The sequence below is a fragment of the Methylobacterium sp. J-026 genome (genome assembly GCF_022829585.1).
In the GTDB taxonomy this organism is placed as follows: domain Bacteria; phylum Pseudomonadota; class Alphaproteobacteria; order Rhizobiales; family Beijerinckiaceae; genus Methylobacterium.
Window position 1 is genome coordinate 1 of the sequence record NZ_JAKSYC010000169.1, and the last position, 18,272, is coordinate 18,272.

The window sequence follows — 18,272 nt, forward strand, 5'->3', positions numbered from 1 at the left end:
CCGTCTCCAGAGCCTCGGTTCGGGTGTCTCCTCGCCTTGTCGGCGTGGGCCGGCAAGGAGACAGACGATGGGACACTCTGCACACGATCCAGCCACGAAAGGGCGACCGGCCTGGAACGCCGGCCGCAAGCTTGGCGCCAAACGCGCCCTCAAACCTCAGCAGGTCTGGGCCATCCGCTTCTGGCTCGACCGCGAACGGCGCGTGCGCGACCGCGCGATGTTTGACCTCGCCATCGACAGCAAGCTGCGTGGCTGCGACATCGTCAAGCTCAAGATCAGCGACCTCGTCAGCGGGGGTCGCGTCCGTAGCCGGGCCATCGTCATCCAGCGCAAGACCGGTCGGCCCGTGCAGTTCGAATTGCTCGAACCCGCCCGTACCAGCATCTTGTCATGGCTGGAGGCCCGGGGCGGAACGCTCGACGACTATGCCTTTCCAAGCAGGCTCGACGGCGTCACGCACATTAGCACCAGGCAGTATGCGCGGTTGGTAGACGAGTGGGTGACTCGCATCGGGTTGCGCAGCGAGGACTATGGCACCCACTCCCTCCGCCGCACGAAGGCGTCGCTGATCTACAAGCGGACCGGCAACCTGCGTGCCGTTCAGATCCTACTGGGCCATACCAAGATCGAGAGTACGGTAAGATACCTCGGAGTCGACGTCGAGGATGCCCTGACCTTGGCAGAGGGAACTGAGATTTGAGCGTTCGGCCCCTCGGCTTCATTGTCGGGGGGCTTTCAGAGCAGCCCGGCAGAAAAGCGCCCTTCCCGGTCATTCAAGGAGAATCTGCTGCTTCCGCATAGCGGACATTTGGCGCGACAGCTGCCATGCCATTCGCGTAAGGGCACGCTACGGAACAAGGCGCACCGCAGCCTCACACGCTGGTCGCGTAGAGATCGTCCACGCCATAACCGTAGCTAATCAGGGCCATGCCAAGTGCGAAGCTCGCGCGGAAACTGCAGGCTGGCATACGCCTGCTGGTGCCCCATCCAGGTGATGCTTCCATGGCAGACCAGAATGCCAAACACTTGGGTAGCTCAACAAGAGACAGTTACGGCTACCGTGGGAGTGCTAGAATCTCTGCCTCGTACTCAGAACATCCGTGCCAGCCATCCGGCAAGGGACCACGCTTGAAGACCCGAGATCGACAGATCGCGATCGCCTCCTCGTGTGTCAGTAAGCTCGCACATGTATCGAATGTGTACTTCTGAGGAACGGTATCGGCTCTTGAAGTGCCGATCTGTGCCTGACAGGCCGTCTCGTGCTCAACCCTGTAGGCCTCGGATGCATCTCGGTCCCTCTGAACGCGATTGGCAGCGAGCAGGCCTATTGTGACGATCGAAACGAGGGCGACGACAATGCGCGCCCGCGGCTTCTCTCCTGTGTAGTTCCATGGACGCGCATAACTGTACCAAACCGCAGCGACCGGAAGGACGATGACTGCGAGAACGTCGAGGTTTTGAAGCGATCCCTCATATGCAGCCACCGTCGATGCAATAACCGCGATGAACAAAGCAAGCGTTAAAAGCGACGTTATCGCTGGGCGCTCGTACAGCGCGAACCGAATTTCCTCATCCCATCTCCGCATAGCCATCCCCCTGAACATAGAGGCAAGGAGAATAATTTCTGCCGTGCCGTGCCGCGCCGAATCAATTGCGTTTGAGGTGAAAGGGACGAGGGCGAACAACACTGTGGTGCAACTGAATGCCGCCCCGATCGATTTGCGACTGTTTGCGTCGGTGGTGGTATGGCTCAAGCTCCAGCCATCGGTTGGTGAACCCATGAGAGCCGCCGTGTCTATAAAAGCCTCGTTACAAGCCGAATTCGTAGAATACTTCCTGATAGCCAACGCGCACCGGTTGTCGAACTAGTGGGAGATGTAGAAGTGAGTGTCGGCTCCTATTCGACAAGACAGGCTATAGCCAATGGGGTCAATATGTTGTGAGTTATCGCCTTACTAACTAAACTCTCGATCATCTTTCGAGCTGGCCCTTCCAGCTGGTCAGCCAATAGCATCTTGGGAAACAAGGCAGCGCTGGCAATCAACAGGGCACGCATTGAGCTGCTCGCAGGCGTCATCGCAAAGCCAAGCTTAAGCTCGCTTCTTTTAATATGTTCCTGATTATGTAAGTTCATACGTGGTATCTATAGAGGTGAAAATTGTACGGGGGTGGCGTCGCCACTCTTTAGACTGCTTCCGGTAGCATTGCGCTGGCTACACATACGTCTAGTCGCGGTACTGCCTCCGACAACGATTGGCCCGCCTCGGCGTGCCGTTCGCAATAACATCGTGGGCTGAACCTTAGCAGAGCAGTGTCAATCATATGTCCCGCATTACTTCTGACAGTATGAGACTAATATTAGAAATTCTGAAATCGATCTACACTCGATGCAGTGCGTCGAGCTGTTTCCAGAAGAACGACGAAGCGCTTTTCGCAATGGGCAATCTATATGAGAAATCTGACTTTTACGCGTTGGCCGATGTAATTGCCGGTGTTCGCGCAGCTGTATTGTCTAGCAGTTTGTGACTAAGTTCATGACCTGGCATTGGACGCCCGAGATAGTAGCCTTGAAATAGATCGACACCAAACGAGGAGACAAGTTCGATTTGTCGAGCCTCTTCGACACCTTCAACAATAGTTTTCTGCGCGCAGGTGCTGACGAGATCGATGATATTTTTCAGGAGCTTTTCGCCACGGGGTGTATCGCAACTTTGCACAAAAAAACGATCGATTTTCACCATATCGAATCGGAGTTCACTGAGGCATGTCAAGCCGGCAAACCCCGTGCCGAAGTCGTCCAGCCATACCCGGATGCCCGACGCGGAAAGCTGCTCCATCAGCTTAGCAACTTCAGGGTTGCCGCTGATCTGCCCGCTCTCGGTAATCTCCAGGGCCAAACGTGATGGTTCGATGCCCGTTGTTTGAACGATCGCTCTAACAGTGCTCACGAAATTGGGATCGTCGATTTGCCGCGCGGAGATATTTACGCTGACGACAGGCAGGTTCGGTTCGGCGGCGAGGAAGCGACAGGCTTCCCGTAGAATCCACTCCCCCATCTCGAGGATGACCCCCGTACGTTCAGCGACAGGAATGAACGCTTCCGGTGAGATCGAGTGCCCTTCAGCATCTTTGAGCCGCATCAGCGCTTCGGCCGCCCATACGTGGCCCACCGATATGTCAACGATGGGCTGAAAGACTGCAGAGATGCGCCCATCCGCCAAAGCCGATCGGAGGTTCTCGGCGCTGAGTTCGTTGTCAGCGCCGTCGTCGAGCATTCGTTTGTCGAAAATCCGCACGCGGTCGCGGCCCTCGTCCTTTGCGGCGTAGAGCGCTAAGTCCGCCGCAGTCACCGTGCGCTCGGGTTTTTCGCCCGCGATGTCCGTGGAATACGCTGCGCCGATGCTGACCGTGACTGATGATCTATGGTCGCGACGTGCCGTATGGGGGATGCAGAGTGTCTCTACCGCGTGACGAATTTCCTCCGCGACGGCGTGAACTTGTTTGGCTGAGCTAACCGATAGCAGCGCAACAAATTCTTCTCCGCCAAAGCGGCCGAGCGAACATTTCTGACGCTCGGCGACCTCGCCCATCGCCTTGCCGAGCGTGGCAAGACAGCGGTCTCCCTGTTGATGCCCGTAACGATCATTGTAGAGCTTAAAGAAGTCAACGTCGATCAAAATCACGCCGAACGGTTCGCCAAGTTCGACACTTTTATTCCAAAGATTTTGCAGGATGCCGTCGATCGCGCGTCGATTGGCTAAGCCCGTCAGCGCGTCCGTCGTCGATAGGCGGTAAAGTTCTTCTCCACGGTGAAGCGCCTCCCGATGACCGATTTCGGCTCGACAAGAGTTTAAATAGACACGAAATCTCTCGCGATTGTATTTGAAATTCAGGAATAGCGTCAACAATAAGCTGAACGCGTACAGTGATCCGAAGCAAAATATGTAAGCCCAATTATCAGCAAATTCAAATGCCCATGCCAGAAATGTAAATGCGATCAACCCGGACGAGATTAGGGCGAGCTTAAAGCTCAGATCAAAGAATAAGTTAGAGACCAACATGAATATCAAGCCATACCCAGCATAGTACAGCGTCGCGGTTGTGTCAGAACTTTGTGTAGCTAAATACAGCCAAGCGGCGAAGCCAACGTAGATGCCCAGCGCGGACTGGTATTCCAGAATTCGCGTATCGACCTTGTTTCGGACCTGCATTACGATCGCGGCGACATATAGCCCACCGATAGCGAAGCGAAGCGTCAGCGTATAGGGGAGCATGTCACGGATGAGGACGGCGTCGATCGCGCCGAACGCGATGTAAAGCAGCCCGACCCATTGACAGGATTGGCTCATGGCTATGCGCACTGCTTGCTCATGCGCAATTCGAAATGACCGATGCAGCTGAGGCGAGCGGCGTTGAAACCAGCACTTCCTCAGTTCGTCGTCGAGTTGATCGAGCGTTGCGATGCTCATAGCGGCCCCGGCCTTCCGCAAATGCTCTACCAGGGTTGCGTCCCAAAATTCTTAATGCCTCGGCGGCTCGGGAGCGTTCATCGTTTGGCGAGTGCAGCCAGCCCCTATGGTTCAAATTTGACGAACGTGGTTAACCATCGCATTGCCTAGGCGCGCGGTGGCGTACGTCGCTCTACGGTCCCGCCCCGCAGGCCACTTCCTCGTGTGAGGCGAGTCATCGAAACGCATTGGTCTGCAGCGATCAGGAGGTCGATTATCTCGAGTCCTGTGCGTCATGCCCATGGACAAAGCTTAACCATTGGTTAAGCTTAATCCGGCGCCGAGCGGTCTCGGCGTCGGATCGGGGTGGTTCCAGATGGCCAGTAAGGGACTTCTGCTTTCGCGTGAACGCGAGGGCCTGCAAGGCTTTGTCTCGCTTCAAGGTTGGGAGCTCACACAGGAGGGAGCCACCCGGATCCCGGTTGAACTGCCGGAAACTCTTTATGCGGTCGTTGGCGATGACGTCCGTGCGGCGCTGACGGGACTTCTCGCTCTCGCGACTCCAGATAACTACAGCCGGCTGACGCAGGCCGTTATTGATCTACTCGGTCTGCTCAAGGAAACGTTTAGCGATAAGACGTGGCAAAACGCAGTACTTCCGGCGGCTCGCACCCATACCCTCGCCGGTCTCATCCACGAATGTCCGTTCACCCACCATTCTTTTACTAGGCCACGCGGATATCCCGGTGACGCCGGGCTTCTGGACTTTGTCTATCGCCATCCCGCTGCGCGGCCTGCACAAGAGGCGGCGTCGGACGCCGGGCGCACGGTCATGACCTCGACGGTCGACGTGACGGCCTGCGAAGCTGTGCGACTCCGGCGGTCAATCCTGGCTGGGAAAATCGATGATGCCGCGCTACGGCGAGATCGACCGCGGATCCTTGCCGTAGCCAGTGGCCATCTGCGTGAGGCAGAACTCAGCGTGGCCTTGAAAGAGGGCCGGATCGGGCGTCTGCTGGCGGTCGACCAAGATGCTACAAGCCTCGCCGCCGTCGATGGCTATCGCACCTCGATCTCTGAAGTGATCGAGACCAACCCGAGCACAGTTCGGGCCATTCTTGCCGGAAAGACCGATTTGGGCCGGTTCGATCTGATCTATGCGGCGGGCCTGTACGACTATCTCGACGCACGGGTCGCTGCACGCCTGACACGCGCCCTTTTCGAACACCTCGACCCCGGCGGGCGGCTCTTGATACCCAATTTCCTGTGGGGCGTCCCCGAGGAAGCCTATATGGAGGTGTTTATGGATTGGTACCTCCTGTACCGGACTCGCGACGAGATCGAAAAATTCGCCGAGGAGATTCCACCTACCACTGTTCGCCGGATGACCTACTCGGAGGACGGCACGGGCGTCATCGGCTACCTCGAAGTTGAACGAGTCTAAGGCCTCTTGCGTCCGGCACTGTGAATGCTCCGATCTCGATCCCCGTCGGCTCCGCGGGGGTACATGTTGCCCCCGAAAAGCGAAGCACGGAATTAAACGCATCGAAAGATTGAGTGTGGCAGGTTTCTCACCTACGGTGAGAGGGTGTGATGCAAAACGGGGCGCTCGCAGCTAGCCTGGTGTTCACAGCAGTCGCTACGGCTGCGGCGGCGGCGGATCTCGCCTCGCCGCCGCCACTAGTCGTACCAATGAGCTGGCTACCGTCCTTCTATGTCCATGTCGGGGTCGGCGGAATCTTCAACGATCCCAAAGCACGCATTAATCTGGCCGGCACACCTGTCGCGGGAGGCACGGTAAGGATCGACGATCGCGCGACCTTTGCGATCGAAGCGGGATATTTCGTAGCCCCCGCAATTGCCGTATCGGTTAGCGGCGGTGTTCCACCAATCTCGAAAGTCGAAGCCGCCGGCACCTTGGCCGGCCTTGGCCCTGTCGGAAAAACCGAGGGTGGTCCGGTCGCGGCAACGGTGCACTACCACTTCTTCGGCCTCGGCGCATTCCAGCCCTACGTGGGAGCAGGTCTCGCCGCCCTGATCGTGTTCGGCGACGAGGATCGTCTTCTGCGTCGCTATCGAACCGACGATGCAGTCGGACCCGTGATCCAGGCGGGCTTCGATCTCATGCTGGACTCGCACTGGGGTGTCTTCTTCGACGTCAAGAAGGGGTTCCTCGCGACCAACACCAAGGGCTACCTCTTTGGTGTACCTGTCCGTTCTAACGTGAGCCTGGATCCGGTCGTGCTACACTCGGGCTTGACTTACCGTTTTTAGGTGTATGTTCCCATGTTGCGGTGTGACGGGTTGATTGCGAAGCGATTGGGCTTTTTCGCCCAGATGTTCAGGATGAACTCGTTGTGTGTCAAGCCGCGCGGGGTCTTGAGACTACGAGCATGGTACCAAGCATCCAGGAGCAGATGCAGATGCGTTCGATGCTAAGGATGTCTATCGTAATGGTAGCGCTTGACCGAGGCGTCCTTGATCGTTTGTTTCATTCGCTCGACTTGCCCATTGGTTAAAGGATGGTTAACGTTGATAAGACGGTGTTCGATGCCATGCTCGACGCAGACACGGTCGAAGATGTTGTGGCTATCGTAAATGTCCTGCGGGCGTGACGTGATCTGAACACCCTTATCTGTGAGCACAGTATGGATGTGGTAGGCGGCAGCTTCGATGAAGTCGCGCAGGAACTTGACGGCTTCCATCTTGCCTGCGCTTTGAAAGGTTCGCGGGAAGGCAAACTTGCTGGTTCGGTCATTGGTCACCATTAGCCTGAGCGGACCCTAGGTGTGCACACCTCGGCGACGTCGATCTGCACATAACCGAAAGAATTATCTCCGAGGCGCTGTTCCTTGGTTTAAGGCCGTCAATCTCGGGCGGTCGGCTGACGCCGTGCCGCTCCAGAAAGCGAAGCCTCGACGATCGGGTCAGGAGCGGGATCGTCGGCTGCAGACCGTAGAGGCAGTCGTCGAGCGGGAGAAGTGTGACGTCGAGAGACGACGATGATCGCCGCCTCAACTGTGAGCACGGTGGGGCGCGGTTCCTTGGGGCTCATCCGCCCATCCGCTGTGCTCGCCCGCTTGCGCCATTTCTGAACCGGCGTTGGGCTCACTACGTAGCGCTTCACCAGCGCTCTTTCGCTCTCCTAACGTAGTTCGATGGCACGACGGACTGCCTCCGCCGTGGTGGCGCTTCCATGAAGAATCCATCCAATGCACAGCCCTCGCTGCATGGTAGTCAACCGTACCACCGCATTACGGGATCAAACACCGGGCGTTAGAGGTCTGGTCAGCTCAGGCCATGGCCCGCATCGACGGCTCGGCGAACAAAGCCCTTAATCGAGCCCGATCCAGTTCCGATACGCCCAGCGTCGCCATCGGTCGCGCGAACAGGTAGCCCTGCATCTGCTCGCAGTGCAACTCGCGTAGGATCGCAAGCTGCTCGACGGTCTCGACCCCCTCGACCGTGACTTGCAGGCCGAGGTTGTGCCCAAGGTTTACGATCGCCCGGACGATTGCCAACGTGTCTGCGTGTTGGCCAAGCCGGCGCACGAACGACTGATCGACCTTGATCTTGTCGAACCGGAACTGCTGCAGGTAACTCAGCGACGAGTACCCGGTGCCGAAATCGTCGAGTGCTAGGCGGACGCCCAGGCCGCGCAGTCGCCCTAGGACCGCGACCGCCGCGGATGCATCCTGGATGAACACGCTCTCAGTGATCTCGATCACCAACCGTGCGGGTTGGAGGCCATGCTGTGCCAGGGCCGCCGCGACCAGCGCCGGGACGTCGGTTTGCCGGAACTGGGTCGGCGAGACGTTGACCGACACTCGCCATGGCTGCGGCCAAGCCGCCGCCGCCGCGCAGGCGGTGTCGATCACCCACGCGCCGATCCGCCCGATCAGCTCCGTCTGCTCCGCCACCGGGATAAACTCGGCCGGTGAGACGAAGCCGCGCTCCGGATGCTGCCAGCGGATCAGGGCCTCGAAGGTCTCGATCTCGCCTGTACGAGCGTTGACGATCGGCTGGTAGAACAGCCGCAGCTCGTCGCGATCGATCGCCCCGCCGAGCTCGTGTTCGAGCAGCTGACGTGCCTGCAGCTGGGCATCCATCGCCGCCTCAAAGAAGCGCACCGCACCCCGGGCCTCGTCCTTGACGCGGTACAGGGCGGTATCGGCCGCGCGCATCAGCGTCTCGGCCGTGCTGCCGTCCCCGGGGTAGAGGGCGACGCCGGCGGAGGCGCCGATCTCGACGCGACGGTCATCGATCAGGAAGGGGCGACGCAGACCCTCGACGAGGCGACTGGCGATATCCGCCACCCGCTCGGGCGCGCGCGTGCCGGTCAGCACCACCACGAACTCGTCGCCGCCGACCCGGGCCAACGTGTCGGTCGGGCGCAGCTCGGTCAGTATGCGCTTGGCCACATGGACGAGGAGCGCGTCGCCGGCGGCGTGGCCGTGCAGGTCGTTGACCGCCTTGAACCGATCGAGGTCGAGGTAGATGACAGCGACGCCGGTCCCGTCCAGGGCGGCGGCCTCGATCGCCGGGCCGAGGCGCTGCCCCAGCAGATAGCGGTTGGGCAGATCGGTCAGAGCGTCGTGTAAGGCGAGGTGACGGATACGCGCTTCGTCGCGCTTGCGGTCGCTGAGGTCGCGCAGGGCGACGGCGGTGGCCGGCTTGCCGCCGAACTCGATGGTGCGGCAGGATAACTCGACCGGGACATGGGTGCCGGCAGCAGTGCGAGCCTCGAACTCCTCCGGTCGCAACTCTTCGGGCCGGCAGCGCGAGCGCCGGAGCAGCCCTGGAGCATCGCTCTCCGCGAACAGGTTTAGAAGTGGTTTGCCGATGATCTGCTCGGCCGGTGCCGCGAACAAGCGTGTGCCGGCTTGATTGATCTCCAGCACGACCCCGTCGCGATGGATGAACAGCACCTCGTGCGCGAGGTTGCTGAGCAGGCGCATGCGGTCGAGTTCGCGCAGAGCACGCTGCGACAGGTGCTGCTGTAGGGCCAGGGCGACCACGCCGGCGATCAGCACGGCGAGGCTGACGGCAGCGACCGTCAGGGCGAGCGGGGTCGAGCCGAGCACGTAGCTCTCACCCGCTCGCGGCGCCATCGGCGCGACCGTGACGGCGGTCATGCCGGTGAAGTGCAGGCCGCAGATCGCAAGCGCGAGCCAACCGGTGACCTCGGTGCGGCGGCCGAAATTCGTCAGTGCGCCAGCCCGTGACAGAGCCAGGATGGAGAGCGGGATGCTGACCAGGATCGAAGCGGCGACGTAGGCGGGGTCGAACAGCACGAGGCTGGAGGCGGTCATCGCGCCGACGCCGAGATAGTGCATACCGGTGATCGCCAGACCAAGTACGGTGCCAGCCAGGGCGACACCGAGCGGGGCGGCGGACAATCGCCGCCACAGACAAAGAGCGGCGAGCGAGCCTGCGATAGCCACGACGATCGATGCGGCGGTGAGGTTGACGTCGTAGGCGACCTGCGCCCCGGGCCGGAACGCTAGCATGGCGACGAAGTGCAGCGACCAGACGCTGCCGCCGAACAGGGTCGCAGCCGCCAGCAGGGCGCGCAATGGCGGGCGCCCCCGGGCATCGACACGTGTCATCAGATTAACGGTTGCGAAGCATCCGAGCGCGCAAATGATTGCGGAGAGTGCGACGAGGCGCAGGTCGTGCTGATGAGCGACGCAGGAGAGGACGCGGGTCATGGCCAGCTCGGTCGCAACGACGACGCGTGTTCGTCTAATCGCGTCGTAGCGCGGGAATGCCTACCGTTTGGTCAGCAATCTAATTGAAATCAAGCTGTAGTTGAGCGCCGGTTAAAGGCGCCTCGGAGTTTCAGAGGGTCTTGAGCCACCTGAAGGCGGTGGCCGACGAATCCGCCAGCAGCTGCGGAGAGAGACCGGCTGGCGGCGACGAACGGGTAGGTAGGATTTTTCCGGGCACGCAGAACTGAACCGACCACCCCTCTGACGATGACGGTCATGCTACCGACGGCCACCGGGATTGTGGAGAGCCCCCAAACCTGAACAGATGATCAGGATGGACCCACTGCCACGCGCTCAACCGGGAGCGGACGCGATTGAGCAGCGGGGCACGCACCATCAACGACAGATGACTGCATCAGTGCCTGGCCGCTTCGATGTCTGCCTTAGAACATCGGACTACTAAAACCAGACAGGCCGCTTTCGGCCAGACTACGCAGCACCAGATCGTTAAGTCCTGCAAAACCGGCTGTTCGGCTCTACGTTCATCCGAGCCATTTCTCTTGCGCCCTGCTCGGTCCCGCCGCTCGATCTGATCACGGGCTGGCGGGTGTGCGTGTAACCGAGCTACGCGGATTTCCGCTCAAGATAGGCATGAACGATGCTGGGCAAATTGCTCCCGAGCCAATCGCCCATCTCCTGCTCCTCCTTCATTGACTGTTCGAGCGTCGACTTGTCATCGCCGGCGCCAGCCGCCTCGGCAAGTGTGAGTAACACCTTGTAAGAACTGATCTCGTAGGCCTTGAAGCCGATAGCCGCGAGGACGTTCTTCAATACCTCGTCGCCTGCGCCGGCATGAGTGAACCCCGCCACCGTGGCGATCGCGCCCGTAACCGCCTCCTTGAGCAACGACTTCTTCGATCCGTGCTTTTCAAGCAGATCGTCGAGCCGCGCAGCCTGCGTGACCGACCGTTCATGGTCAGCCTTCATCTTCAGGTGCAGATCTGGGTACGCCTCCATTCGAGGCAGCTCGTTCTGGATTGTACCGATCGCTTGGGTCTCAACCGCGTGCTGGTTGCGCAGCCCATTCAGGTAGGTGTCCATCGCCCGCTTTACGTTGCTCATACCTTCATCCTTGTCTGAACGAAAAAGGGTTGGTGCAGGCTCAACAATTGTCGGCGCCGGGCTTTACGGGCTGACCCTCAGGGGCCTTTTTCGAACCGTCATCTTTCGTCGCCGCGCCGACGTTGTTCATCGCGCCAATCGTGCCGGGAGACTCGCTCTTGGCGCCGGGGGTCACCTTGGCAGTCGTGCCGCCATCGACATTCGAGCTGGTGTCTTTGCCAGTAGCCGCATTTGTCGTCGTGCCAACATTGCAAGGCGCTGCAACAGCAAGGCTTGCTGATAGCGTGAGCAACGTGGCGGCGGCTGCGATTTTTAGGGATTTGGACATTCGTACTCCAGGCTCTCAAGCCTGAGGGAAGGGGATTCACTGATCGTTGTTCCGGGTACCCCCGTGTGACAACTGTTCGCGTAGAGAACTCATATCTCTTCCGCTTCAATCTCTGTAACCTCCACGACCAGGGGGAAAGCGCGACGCAACGTCTAGCGAGAGTTCTGAACCATCGCGTTGGGTCAGGCCGGAGGCGAGCGGCAGCGCCAGAGCGCATAGCGCCGCCATGGCCCAGAACGCGCCGGCTCCGAACGCGCCGTAGAGGAAGCCGGCCGTCGCAGTCAGAACGGCCGAGGCCAAGCCGAGGCCCAGCGTGCCGTAGAGCGTCTGCGCGGTTGCCGCGAGGCGCTCTGGGACGACCGAGGCGATCAGGCGCATGTTGGCGAGGTGCAGCAGCGCGAAGGTCAGCCCGTGCAGCGGCTGAACGAACGCCAGCACAGGGACCGCAGCCGTGGTCGCCATGGCCGACCACCGTAGCACGCCAAGCCCAGCAGCCATCAGCGTGGCTCGCGCAACGCCTAGGCGCGCCAGCAGCCAGGGACCGGCGAATACGAACACGAGCACCTCGGATGCGACCGCCTCCGACCAGAGCAGGCTGATCGTGCCGGGTCCGATGCCCGCCTCGCGCCAGCGGATCACCGCGAAGCCGTCGTTCAGGGCATGGCTGCCGATGACCAGGGCCGCCACGAGGAGCATCCGGCGGAACGACGCTGAGGCGAGAAGCTCACGGATGCCACCGAGGCCGAGGCTCGGCCGCTCCTCTTGTGGATGGGCAGCTGGAACGCGGCTCGTTGCGACCGCCATAGCGAGGAACAGGATGCCGCTCGACACGATGATGCTCGCCAAGCCGGCTTTGGCGACGAGCAGGCCGGACACTAGGGTTCCGAACACGAAGGCCGCCGAGCCGGCACCCCGGACCCAGCCGTAGGAGAACGTGCCCTCCCGCTCGGCGGCGGTGAGCGCGAGCGCGTCAGCGAGCGGCGCTAGAGCCGCGATAGCGCTCGCGTGCAGCACGCTGACCGCCAGCAACGGCCAGAAGCCATATCCTGTGAGGTAAACGAAGGAGATTAGCCCAGCCGCGGCCGCGGCAACACCGAGTACGGCCCGGGTCGCGTCGTAACGGTCGGCGAGGTGACCCGCGACGGGTGCCGCGGCGAGGCGCATCAACGTGCCCGCCGCGAGCACGGCACCGATCTCCCCCGGTATCAGGCCGCGCTCGCCGAGGAAGCTCGGAAGGAACGGCGATTCCGTCCCATAGGCGGCGTAGAGCGAGCCCTGAAGCAGCACGAAGGCAGGGAAGGAGCTCGTCAGGACGCTAGCCCAAGCCTTCGCTCCCGTTCGAACAACCATGCTGCATGCTCCGAGCCGTCACACCGGCTCGGCAGACGCCTCGCCAGTGTGCCCCGGGGGAGCGCTCGTGCCCAGGAGGCGGCGGCCTACCGTCCACACGGCCAAGCCGATGCCCGCGACGGCTGCCAGGGAAAAGAATGAGGCCGCGAAGCCGAAGTACTGCGCGACGAGGCCGGCGAGCAACGGGCTCACGGTCGCGCCCGCACCGTAGGCGGTCATGACGCCGCCAAGGCCGGCTGTGGCGTGACCGGAGCCCTCCATCATCTCGGCCACGAGAGCCGGAATAGCAACGCCGCCCAGGCCCATCGCCAAGCCTTCCAGCACCTGCACCGGGATGACCAGCAGCCAGGAAGTGGCGAACGCCGCGAAGATGCCGCGAACCACGACAAGCCCCAGGGCGATGGTGAGTACGCCGGCGTGCCCACGCCCCTTCGCGACGCGCGCGGCGAGCAGCGCAGCCCCAACCATCGTGACCTGCGAGACGACGGTCATCACGCCGGTGGTCAGGCTCGGATCGGCGCCCGCCGCGGTGCGTGCCTGCGCCAGGAACGGCAACATGGCGCCGTTGGCGGTTTGATATGCGAACACGGTGGCCGCCAGGATCAGGAGCGGCTTCGTCTCGAAAAGCACGCGCAGCGTCGATCGCTCGTCCTGCTCACCGCCGCGCGCCGTGCCATGGTCGATGCTGCTCTGGTCTACCGTCAGCAGCACCCCACACGAGGCGACCGCCATCACCACAATGGCGATGGAGACGTAGCCGAGCCCAAGGGTGTAGCCGAGCACGCCCGACAATGCGGCGTTCGCGGCGTTGCCGGCGTGGTTGTACGCTTCGTTGCGCGAGACCCGGTGGCCGTAAGCTTTCTGTCCGACAATGCCTAGCGTGATCGCCGCGACGAGGGGCGCGATGCTGGTGTCGGCGACACCGATGACCAACTGCGACAGGCCGATCAGCCATAGGCTGTCGGTGGCGATCAGGGCGACGGCGCCCAGGGCGATGGCGAGGACGGCGGCTGCAAGGGCCGCCCGCTTGTACGTGATTCGGTCGATCAGCGCCCCGACCGGCGTCGTTGCGAGCAGACCCGCGAAGCCGGCGAGACCCATGGCGAAGCCAGTGGCGGCGGGGTCGAAGCCCTGCTTCTGCAGGTACACGCCGAGGAAGGGCCCAAAACCTTCGCGTGCGCCGGCTAGGGCGAAATTTAGAGCACCGAGGTTAAAAGCTGGCTGCATGTGATCCGTGTCAGGTGCGGCAACGTCGCCGGATAAAAACTGGCTCGGCCCCAGAACAGGAGTGCCGCGCGGCAGGTTTGCGTGGTGCCGGCGCATAACCCGGCTCGCCGGAGATATTCGTGCTGACCGAGCAAGAAGTTGTGGTTTCACTTGTCGATCAAGGAATGCCGAACCAGGCCCTCAGAGCGGTGGTCGCCGTTCCAGTCTTCAATGAAGCCGAACGCATCGGACATTGCCTGCGCGCTCTCGACGGGCAGAAAGATCTTGGGGGAAGCGGGCTTGGCGTCCTGCTGTTCCTGAACAACTGCACGGATGGCACCGCCCATGTGGTCGCAGCCCTGCGCACGTCGGTGAGTCGCCCGGTTCGAATAATCGAGCGAGCGTATGCCGAGGCGAATGCGGGATGGGCACGGCGGGAGGCCATGGAGGCCGCTGCCGCGTGGTTGGAGGAGAGCGGTACGCCGGACGGCGTCATCCTCACGACCGACGCGGATAGTCGGGTCCCGGACGATTGGGTCGCCCGCAACCTCGCCGCCATCACGGAGGGTGTCGATGCCGTGGCCGGCCGGATTGCCCTCGACGAGGCGGATGCCGCGCGCCTACCCGCATCCTTGCACGCGCGCGGTGCGCTGGAGGGCGCCTACGAGGCGCTGCTCACGGAGCTCGAAGCACGGATCAATCTGGTCGCGCACGATCCCTGGCCGCGGCACTGGACGACCTCGGGCGCGACCCTCGCCGTCCGCTTAGCCACCTATCGGCATGTCGGCGGCATGCCGCCGCTCGCGGTCGGCGAGGACAAGGCCTTCGTCTCCTCCCTGCTGTCGAGCGATGCGCGGGTCCGTCACGACCCAGAAATCCTCGTGGTGACTTCCGGACGGCTCGATGGGCGCGCGCCCGGCGGGGCTGCCGACACGATGAAGCTGCGCTGCGAGGTGCCCGAGAGCCCGTGCGATCCGCGCCTGGAGCCGCTGCCGCGGGCTTTGTTCCGGTTCGCCTGGCGTCGCCGGATGGGTCAGTTACGGGCCTCGGGACGCCTCGGTCGCACGGCGCTCTGGGCCCCATGGCTCGGCATCCGGGGAGATGTGGCGGCGACGATTGCTGACCTCGCCACGCTGGGCGCCGTTCTCGCTGCGACGGAAGCGGCAAGCCCCATGCTCATATATCGCCCGCTGCGGCCTGCCGAACTCCCCCGACAGATTCGGCGCGCCCGCGCCGTCCTGAACCTGCTCCGCTCCGGGCGCCAAGTCTTCAGCCGCTTGCACATGTCGAAGTCTGTAGCGGTGGAGGGCGCCGCCCAATCTTCGGCGGAGCGGGCGGGCCATGCTTAAGCCCCTGGTCTACTGCGTCCAGAACCACGCTGCACGCCGGTTGCATCATGATTTCCGGCTGGAGATCGGCGTTGCTCTGAAGGGTTGGGCGATTACCCGCGGCCCGAGCCTCGTCGCGGGCGAACACCGCCTCACCGTCGCGGTCGAGGATCTTGCCCTGGACGATGGTGATTTTGAGGGTGTGATCGCAATGGGTCACCACGGGGCCGTCCTCATGCTGCTCTGGGACCGTGCGACCGGGGAGCCGGACGGCGACTGCGCCGCAGCCCTCGCAACGGGGTCGGCTGCCTTAATTCTGCAGGGGGAAAAGCTAATCGGCCGCTGGTGTCTTGAGCGCATGAAATCTCGGCTCTGCGAGGGGCATGTTTCCTGGCTGCTGGTGAAATCGCACGGCGCCGCCGCACGCGAGCGGAGCGATCCGGATATCTTGGAGGAGCAGCCGCGCTCGGTCCTGACCGGCCGCACGGTCAAGGACATCGCCGCGACTGCGGCCTAATGGGAGGAAGGCGCATGGACCAGATCACCCCAGCAAACCTGGCCTACGACCCCGTCGCGGCCGCCAGGCAGGTGGCTGTCACCGCGACCGGGCGCGCAGGTGAACAGGACCAAGACGAAGGCTTCCCGGTCGAGGACATCGCTGACCTCGCCCGCCTGGGCCTGCTCGCCGCGCCGATACCTTCCGACGACGGTGGCGTCGGCCTGGGCGAGGAACTGGGCACGTGCCAGCTCGCGGCGGTGCTGCGCCTCGTCGGTTACGGCAGCCTTGCGCTGGGGCGGCTCTACGAGGGACACGTCAATGCGCTCCAGCTCGTCGCCCGGTACGGCGATGAATGCCAGCGCGCGCGGCTCTTCGCCGACGCCCTTGACGGCCACCTGTTTGGGGTCTGGAACACGGACTTGCCCGGCAATTGCCTACGACTGGGGGAAGATTGCCGGCTTCGCGGCGTGAAGACCTTCGCGTCAGGCGCCGGCTTCGTCACCCGCGCCCTAGTAACAGTCAAGCGCGAGCCCGGCGCCTCGCCGTTGATGCTGGTTGTGCCGCTGAAGGCCGGCAGTCGCGCCGATCTCTCGGGATGGCATGCCCACGGCATGCGTGCGTCCGCGACCGGCACCGTCGATTTCGAGGACATCGCCGTGAGCGATGACAAGATCCTGGGCGGGTGGGACGACTACCACCGCCAGCCGACCTTCTCGGGCGGCGCGTGGCGGTTCGCTGCGGTGCAGCTCGGCGGCATCGAGGCGGTGTTCGACGCTTGGCGAGGGCACCTCTCCGCGACGGGCCGCGGCGGCGACCCACACCAGCTCGCGCGCCTCGGCGAGGGCGCCATCGCGGTCGAGGGCGCCCGGCAATGGGTCGAGCGTGCCGCTTTGACCGTCGCCGAGGACGAACTTGCGCCCGAGCGCATCGTCGCCTTCGTCAACCTGGCCCGGCTCGCGGTGGAGAAAGCCGGTCTCGACGTTCTGCAGCTCGCTCAACGCTCGGTCGGCCTGCAGGGCTTCCTGCGCGAACATCCCCTTGAGCGGCTCTCACGCGACCTCGCCACCTACCTGCGGCAACCCGCGCCGGACCGGGCCCTCACCACGGCGGCGGCCGAGATCCTGACGGCCGACGGAACGGCCAGTGACCTGTTCACGCTGGGAGGCATCCTTTGACCCGATACGCCGGCACGTTGCCACCCAGCTATTTCGACGAACGCTACGCCGCCGACCCAGACCCCTGGCAGTTTCAAACGAGCGACTATGAGCGTGGGAAGTACGCCGCGACGCTCGCCGCCCTTCCGCGGGACAGCTACGTTAGCGTCCTAGAGATCGGCTGCTCCATCGGCGTACTTACGCGGCAGCTCGCTAGTCGGTGCGACGCGCTCATCAGTCTCGATCTCACCGAGCTGGCGCTCGCACAAGCGCGGGAACGCTGCCGCGACCTCGACCACGTCCACTTCGAACTCGGGCAGGTCCCCGGCCAATGGCCGGCAGGCTCGTTCGACCTGATCCTGCTCTCGGAGGTCGTATACTACCTCGACCTGGATGACGTGGCGCGCTTGGTCGAGCGTGTGCGCGGCAGCCTCGTCAATGGCGGGGACGTCGTGTTGGTGCATTGGACCGGTGATACGCACTACCCACTGACCGGCGACGAAGCGGCGGATAGCTTCATCGAAGGAGTGGCCAATTTCCTGCCGGTCACCCACCGCGAGCGGGCAGAAAAGTACAGGCTCGACGTCCTTCATCGCTGTATGAGAACATATGATCCTGCCCCACCTCCTGGAAGGAAGGTGAAGTAGGTAGCTGGTGCTCGATCCTGTTCAGTGCAATCTGACATGTTTCAACCACGTGACTGCAACACCTCTTCGGGAAATGCATGTCAGCTTCTCCAACATGCATTTCCCGAAGCGGACTGGCAGTTTTCGGCCAAACCCTGCCATTCCAGACCGCAGCTTCGCGCCATGAGCGGACATCAGCTGACCGCCCGTTAGCGGACATTCCCAGGGTCAGCGAATGGGTCGACTCCGGACGGACGGTCACCTGAAACTGAATGTCCGCTACCGCCGAGCGACTATGAGCGTGGGAAGTACGCCGCGACGCTCGCCGCCCTTCCGCGGGACAGCTACGTTAGCGTCCTAGAGATCGAGACTGATGAGCGCGTCGCACCGACTAGCGAGCTGCCGCGTAAGTACGCCGATGGAGCAGCCGATCTCTAGGACGCTAACGTAGCTGTCCCGCGGAAGGGCGGCGAGCGTCGCGGCGTACTTCCCACGCTCAT

14 protein-coding genes and 2 pseudogenes are annotated in these 18,272 nt (G+C 62.5%); 7 read left to right on the forward strand and 9 right to left on the reverse strand.

The genetic code is table 11. The annotated features are described in order from the left end of the window. Positions 1-67 precede the first annotated feature (67 nt). Positions 68-700, forward strand: a complete 633-nt coding sequence (locus tag MKK69_RS15995; protein ID WP_243969334.1) for a tyrosine-type recombinase/integrase — start codon at positions 68-70, stop codon at positions 698-700. Positions 701-1,055: 355 nt separating this feature from the next. Here the strand turns inward: MKK69_RS15995 and MKK69_RS16000 are convergent, their stop codons facing one another. Continuing rightward, positions 1,056-1,754 carry a hypothetical protein gene (locus MKK69_RS16000; protein ID WP_243969336.1) on the reverse strand — a complete coding sequence of 233 codons (699 nt, stop codon included), beginning with the start codon at positions 1,752-1,754 and terminating at the stop codon, positions 1,056-1,058. A 711-nt stretch (positions 1,755-2,465) separates the two neighbouring features. Further along, on the reverse strand, positions 2,466-4,469 hold the full coding sequence (locus MKK69_RS16005) for a putative bifunctional diguanylate cyclase/phosphodiesterase (RefSeq protein ID WP_243969338.1): 2,004 nt from the start codon (positions 4,467-4,469) through the stop codon (positions 2,466-2,468). Positions 4,470-4,824: 355 nt separating this feature from the next. Between MKK69_RS16005 and MKK69_RS16010 the strand changes: the two genes are divergently transcribed. Then, the gene (locus tag MKK69_RS16010) at positions 4,825-5,892 is read left to right on the forward strand and encodes a methyltransferase type 12 (protein ID WP_243969339.1); all 1,068 of its coding nucleotides are present in this window, start codon (positions 4,825-4,827) and stop codon (positions 5,890-5,892) included. Between the two features lie 149 nt (positions 5,893-6,041). Continuing rightward, positions 6,042-6,722 (forward strand): OmpW/AlkL family protein, encoded by a 681-nt coding sequence (locus MKK69_RS16015; RefSeq protein WP_243969341.1) that lies wholly within the window; start codon positions 6,042-6,044, stop codon positions 6,720-6,722. Here the strand turns inward: MKK69_RS16015 and MKK69_RS16020 are convergent. The 6 genes and pseudogenes from MKK69_RS16020 to MKK69_RS16045 form a co-directional block, all read right to left on the reverse strand. After that, positions 6,719-7,662 (reverse strand): annotated as a pseudogene (locus MKK69_RS16020) (IS481 family transposase). The gene MKK69_RS16015 and the pseudogene MKK69_RS16020 overlap by 4 nt on opposite strands. A 79-nt stretch (positions 7,663-7,741) precedes the next feature. After that, entirely contained in the window at positions 7,742-10,159 is a 2,418-nt protein-coding gene (locus MKK69_RS16025) for an EAL domain-containing protein (protein ID WP_409564825.1), read from the reverse strand. 624 nt (positions 10,160-10,783) lie between these two features. After that, a complete protein-coding gene (locus tag MKK69_RS16030) occupies positions 10,784-11,281 on the reverse strand; it encodes a DUF892 family protein (RefSeq protein ID WP_243969346.1) in 498 nt (165 codons plus the stop codon). 40 nt (positions 11,282-11,321) lie between these two features. Further along, complete coding sequence (locus MKK69_RS16035) at positions 11,322-11,609, reverse strand: hypothetical protein (protein ID WP_243969348.1); 288 nt, start codon at positions 11,607-11,609, stop codon at positions 11,322-11,324. Positions 11,610-11,714: 105 nt separating this feature from the next. Continuing rightward, entirely contained in the window at positions 11,715-12,959 is a 1,245-nt protein-coding gene (locus tag MKK69_RS16040) for an MFS transporter (protein ID WP_243969350.1), read from the reverse strand. A gap of 18 nt (positions 12,960-12,977) precedes the next feature. Continuing rightward, entirely contained in the window at positions 12,978-14,282 is a 1,305-nt protein-coding gene (locus tag MKK69_RS16045) for an MFS transporter (RefSeq protein WP_243969352.1), read from the reverse strand. 23 nt (positions 14,283-14,305) lie between these two features. Between MKK69_RS16045 and MKK69_RS16050 the strand changes: the two genes are divergently transcribed. Genes MKK69_RS16050 through MKK69_RS16065 form a run of 4 tightly spaced genes read left to right on the forward strand, consistent with a single transcriptional unit; the run spans position 14,306 to position 17,793 of the window. Next, entirely contained in the window at positions 14,306-15,514 is a 1,209-nt protein-coding gene (locus tag MKK69_RS16050) for a glycosyltransferase (protein ID WP_243969354.1), read from the forward strand. Then, positions 15,507-16,010 carry a DNA polymerase ligase N-terminal domain-containing protein gene (locus tag MKK69_RS16055; protein ID WP_243969356.1) on the forward strand — a complete coding sequence of 168 codons (504 nt, stop codon included), beginning with the start codon at positions 15,507-15,509 and terminating at the stop codon, positions 16,008-16,010. Before MKK69_RS16050 ends, MKK69_RS16055 begins: the two co-directional genes overlap by 8 nt. Before the next feature lie 14 nt (positions 16,011-16,024). After that, on the forward strand, positions 16,025-17,167 hold the full coding sequence (locus MKK69_RS16060) for an acyl-CoA dehydrogenase family protein (RefSeq protein ID WP_243969357.1): 1,143 nt from the start codon (positions 16,025-16,027) through the stop codon (positions 17,165-17,167). Further along, a complete protein-coding gene (locus MKK69_RS16065) occupies positions 17,164-17,793 on the forward strand; it encodes a class I SAM-dependent DNA methyltransferase (RefSeq protein ID WP_243969359.1) in 630 nt (209 codons plus the stop codon). The genes MKK69_RS16060 and MKK69_RS16065 overlap by 4 nt, the downstream gene beginning before the upstream one ends. A 339-nt stretch (positions 17,794-18,132) precedes the next feature. Here the strand turns inward: MKK69_RS16065 and MKK69_RS16070 are convergent. Next, positions 18,133-18,272: pseudogene (locus tag MKK69_RS16070) on the reverse strand (methyltransferase type 12); the annotation flags it as partial.

Excerpts from the sequence above, each read along its gene's own strand:
- MKK69_RS15995 (WP_243969334.1), top strand. The coding sequence starts at position 68 with ATGGGACACTCTGCACACGATCCAGCCACGAAAGGGCGACCGGCCTGG.
- MKK69_RS16005 (WP_243969338.1), bottom strand. The coding sequence starts at position 4,469 with ATGAGCATCGCAACGCTCGATCAACTCGACGACGAACTGAGGAAGTGC.
- MKK69_RS16010 (WP_243969339.1), top strand. The coding sequence starts at position 4,825 with ATGGCCAGTAAGGGACTTCTGCTTTCGCGTGAACGCGAGGGCCTGCAA.
- MKK69_RS16015 (WP_243969341.1), top strand. The coding sequence starts at position 6,042 with ATGCAAAACGGGGCGCTCGCAGCTAGCCTGGTGTTCACAGCAGTCGCT.
- MKK69_RS16025 (WP_409564825.1), bottom strand. The coding sequence starts at position 10,159 with ATGACCCGCGTCCTCTCCTGCGTCGCTCATCAGCACGACCTGCGCCTC.
- MKK69_RS16030 (WP_243969346.1), bottom strand. The coding sequence starts at position 11,281 with ATGAGCAACGTAAAGCGGGCGATGGACACCTACCTGAATGGGCTGCGC.
- MKK69_RS16035 (WP_243969348.1), bottom strand. The coding sequence starts at position 11,609 with ATGTCCAAATCCCTAAAAATCGCAGCCGCCGCCACGTTGCTCACGCTA.
- MKK69_RS16040 (WP_243969350.1), bottom strand. The coding sequence starts at position 12,959 with ATGGTTGTTCGAACGGGAGCGAAGGCTTGGGCTAGCGTCCTGACGAGC.
- MKK69_RS16045 (WP_243969352.1), bottom strand. The coding sequence starts at position 14,282 with ATGCGCCGGCACCACGCAAACCTGCCGCGCGGCACTCCTGTTCTGGGG.
- MKK69_RS16055 (WP_243969356.1), top strand. The coding sequence starts at position 15,507 with ATGCTTAAGCCCCTGGTCTACTGCGTCCAGAACCACGCTGCACGCCGG.
- MKK69_RS16060 (WP_243969357.1), top strand. The coding sequence starts at position 16,025 with ATGGACCAGATCACCCCAGCAAACCTGGCCTACGACCCCGTCGCGGCC.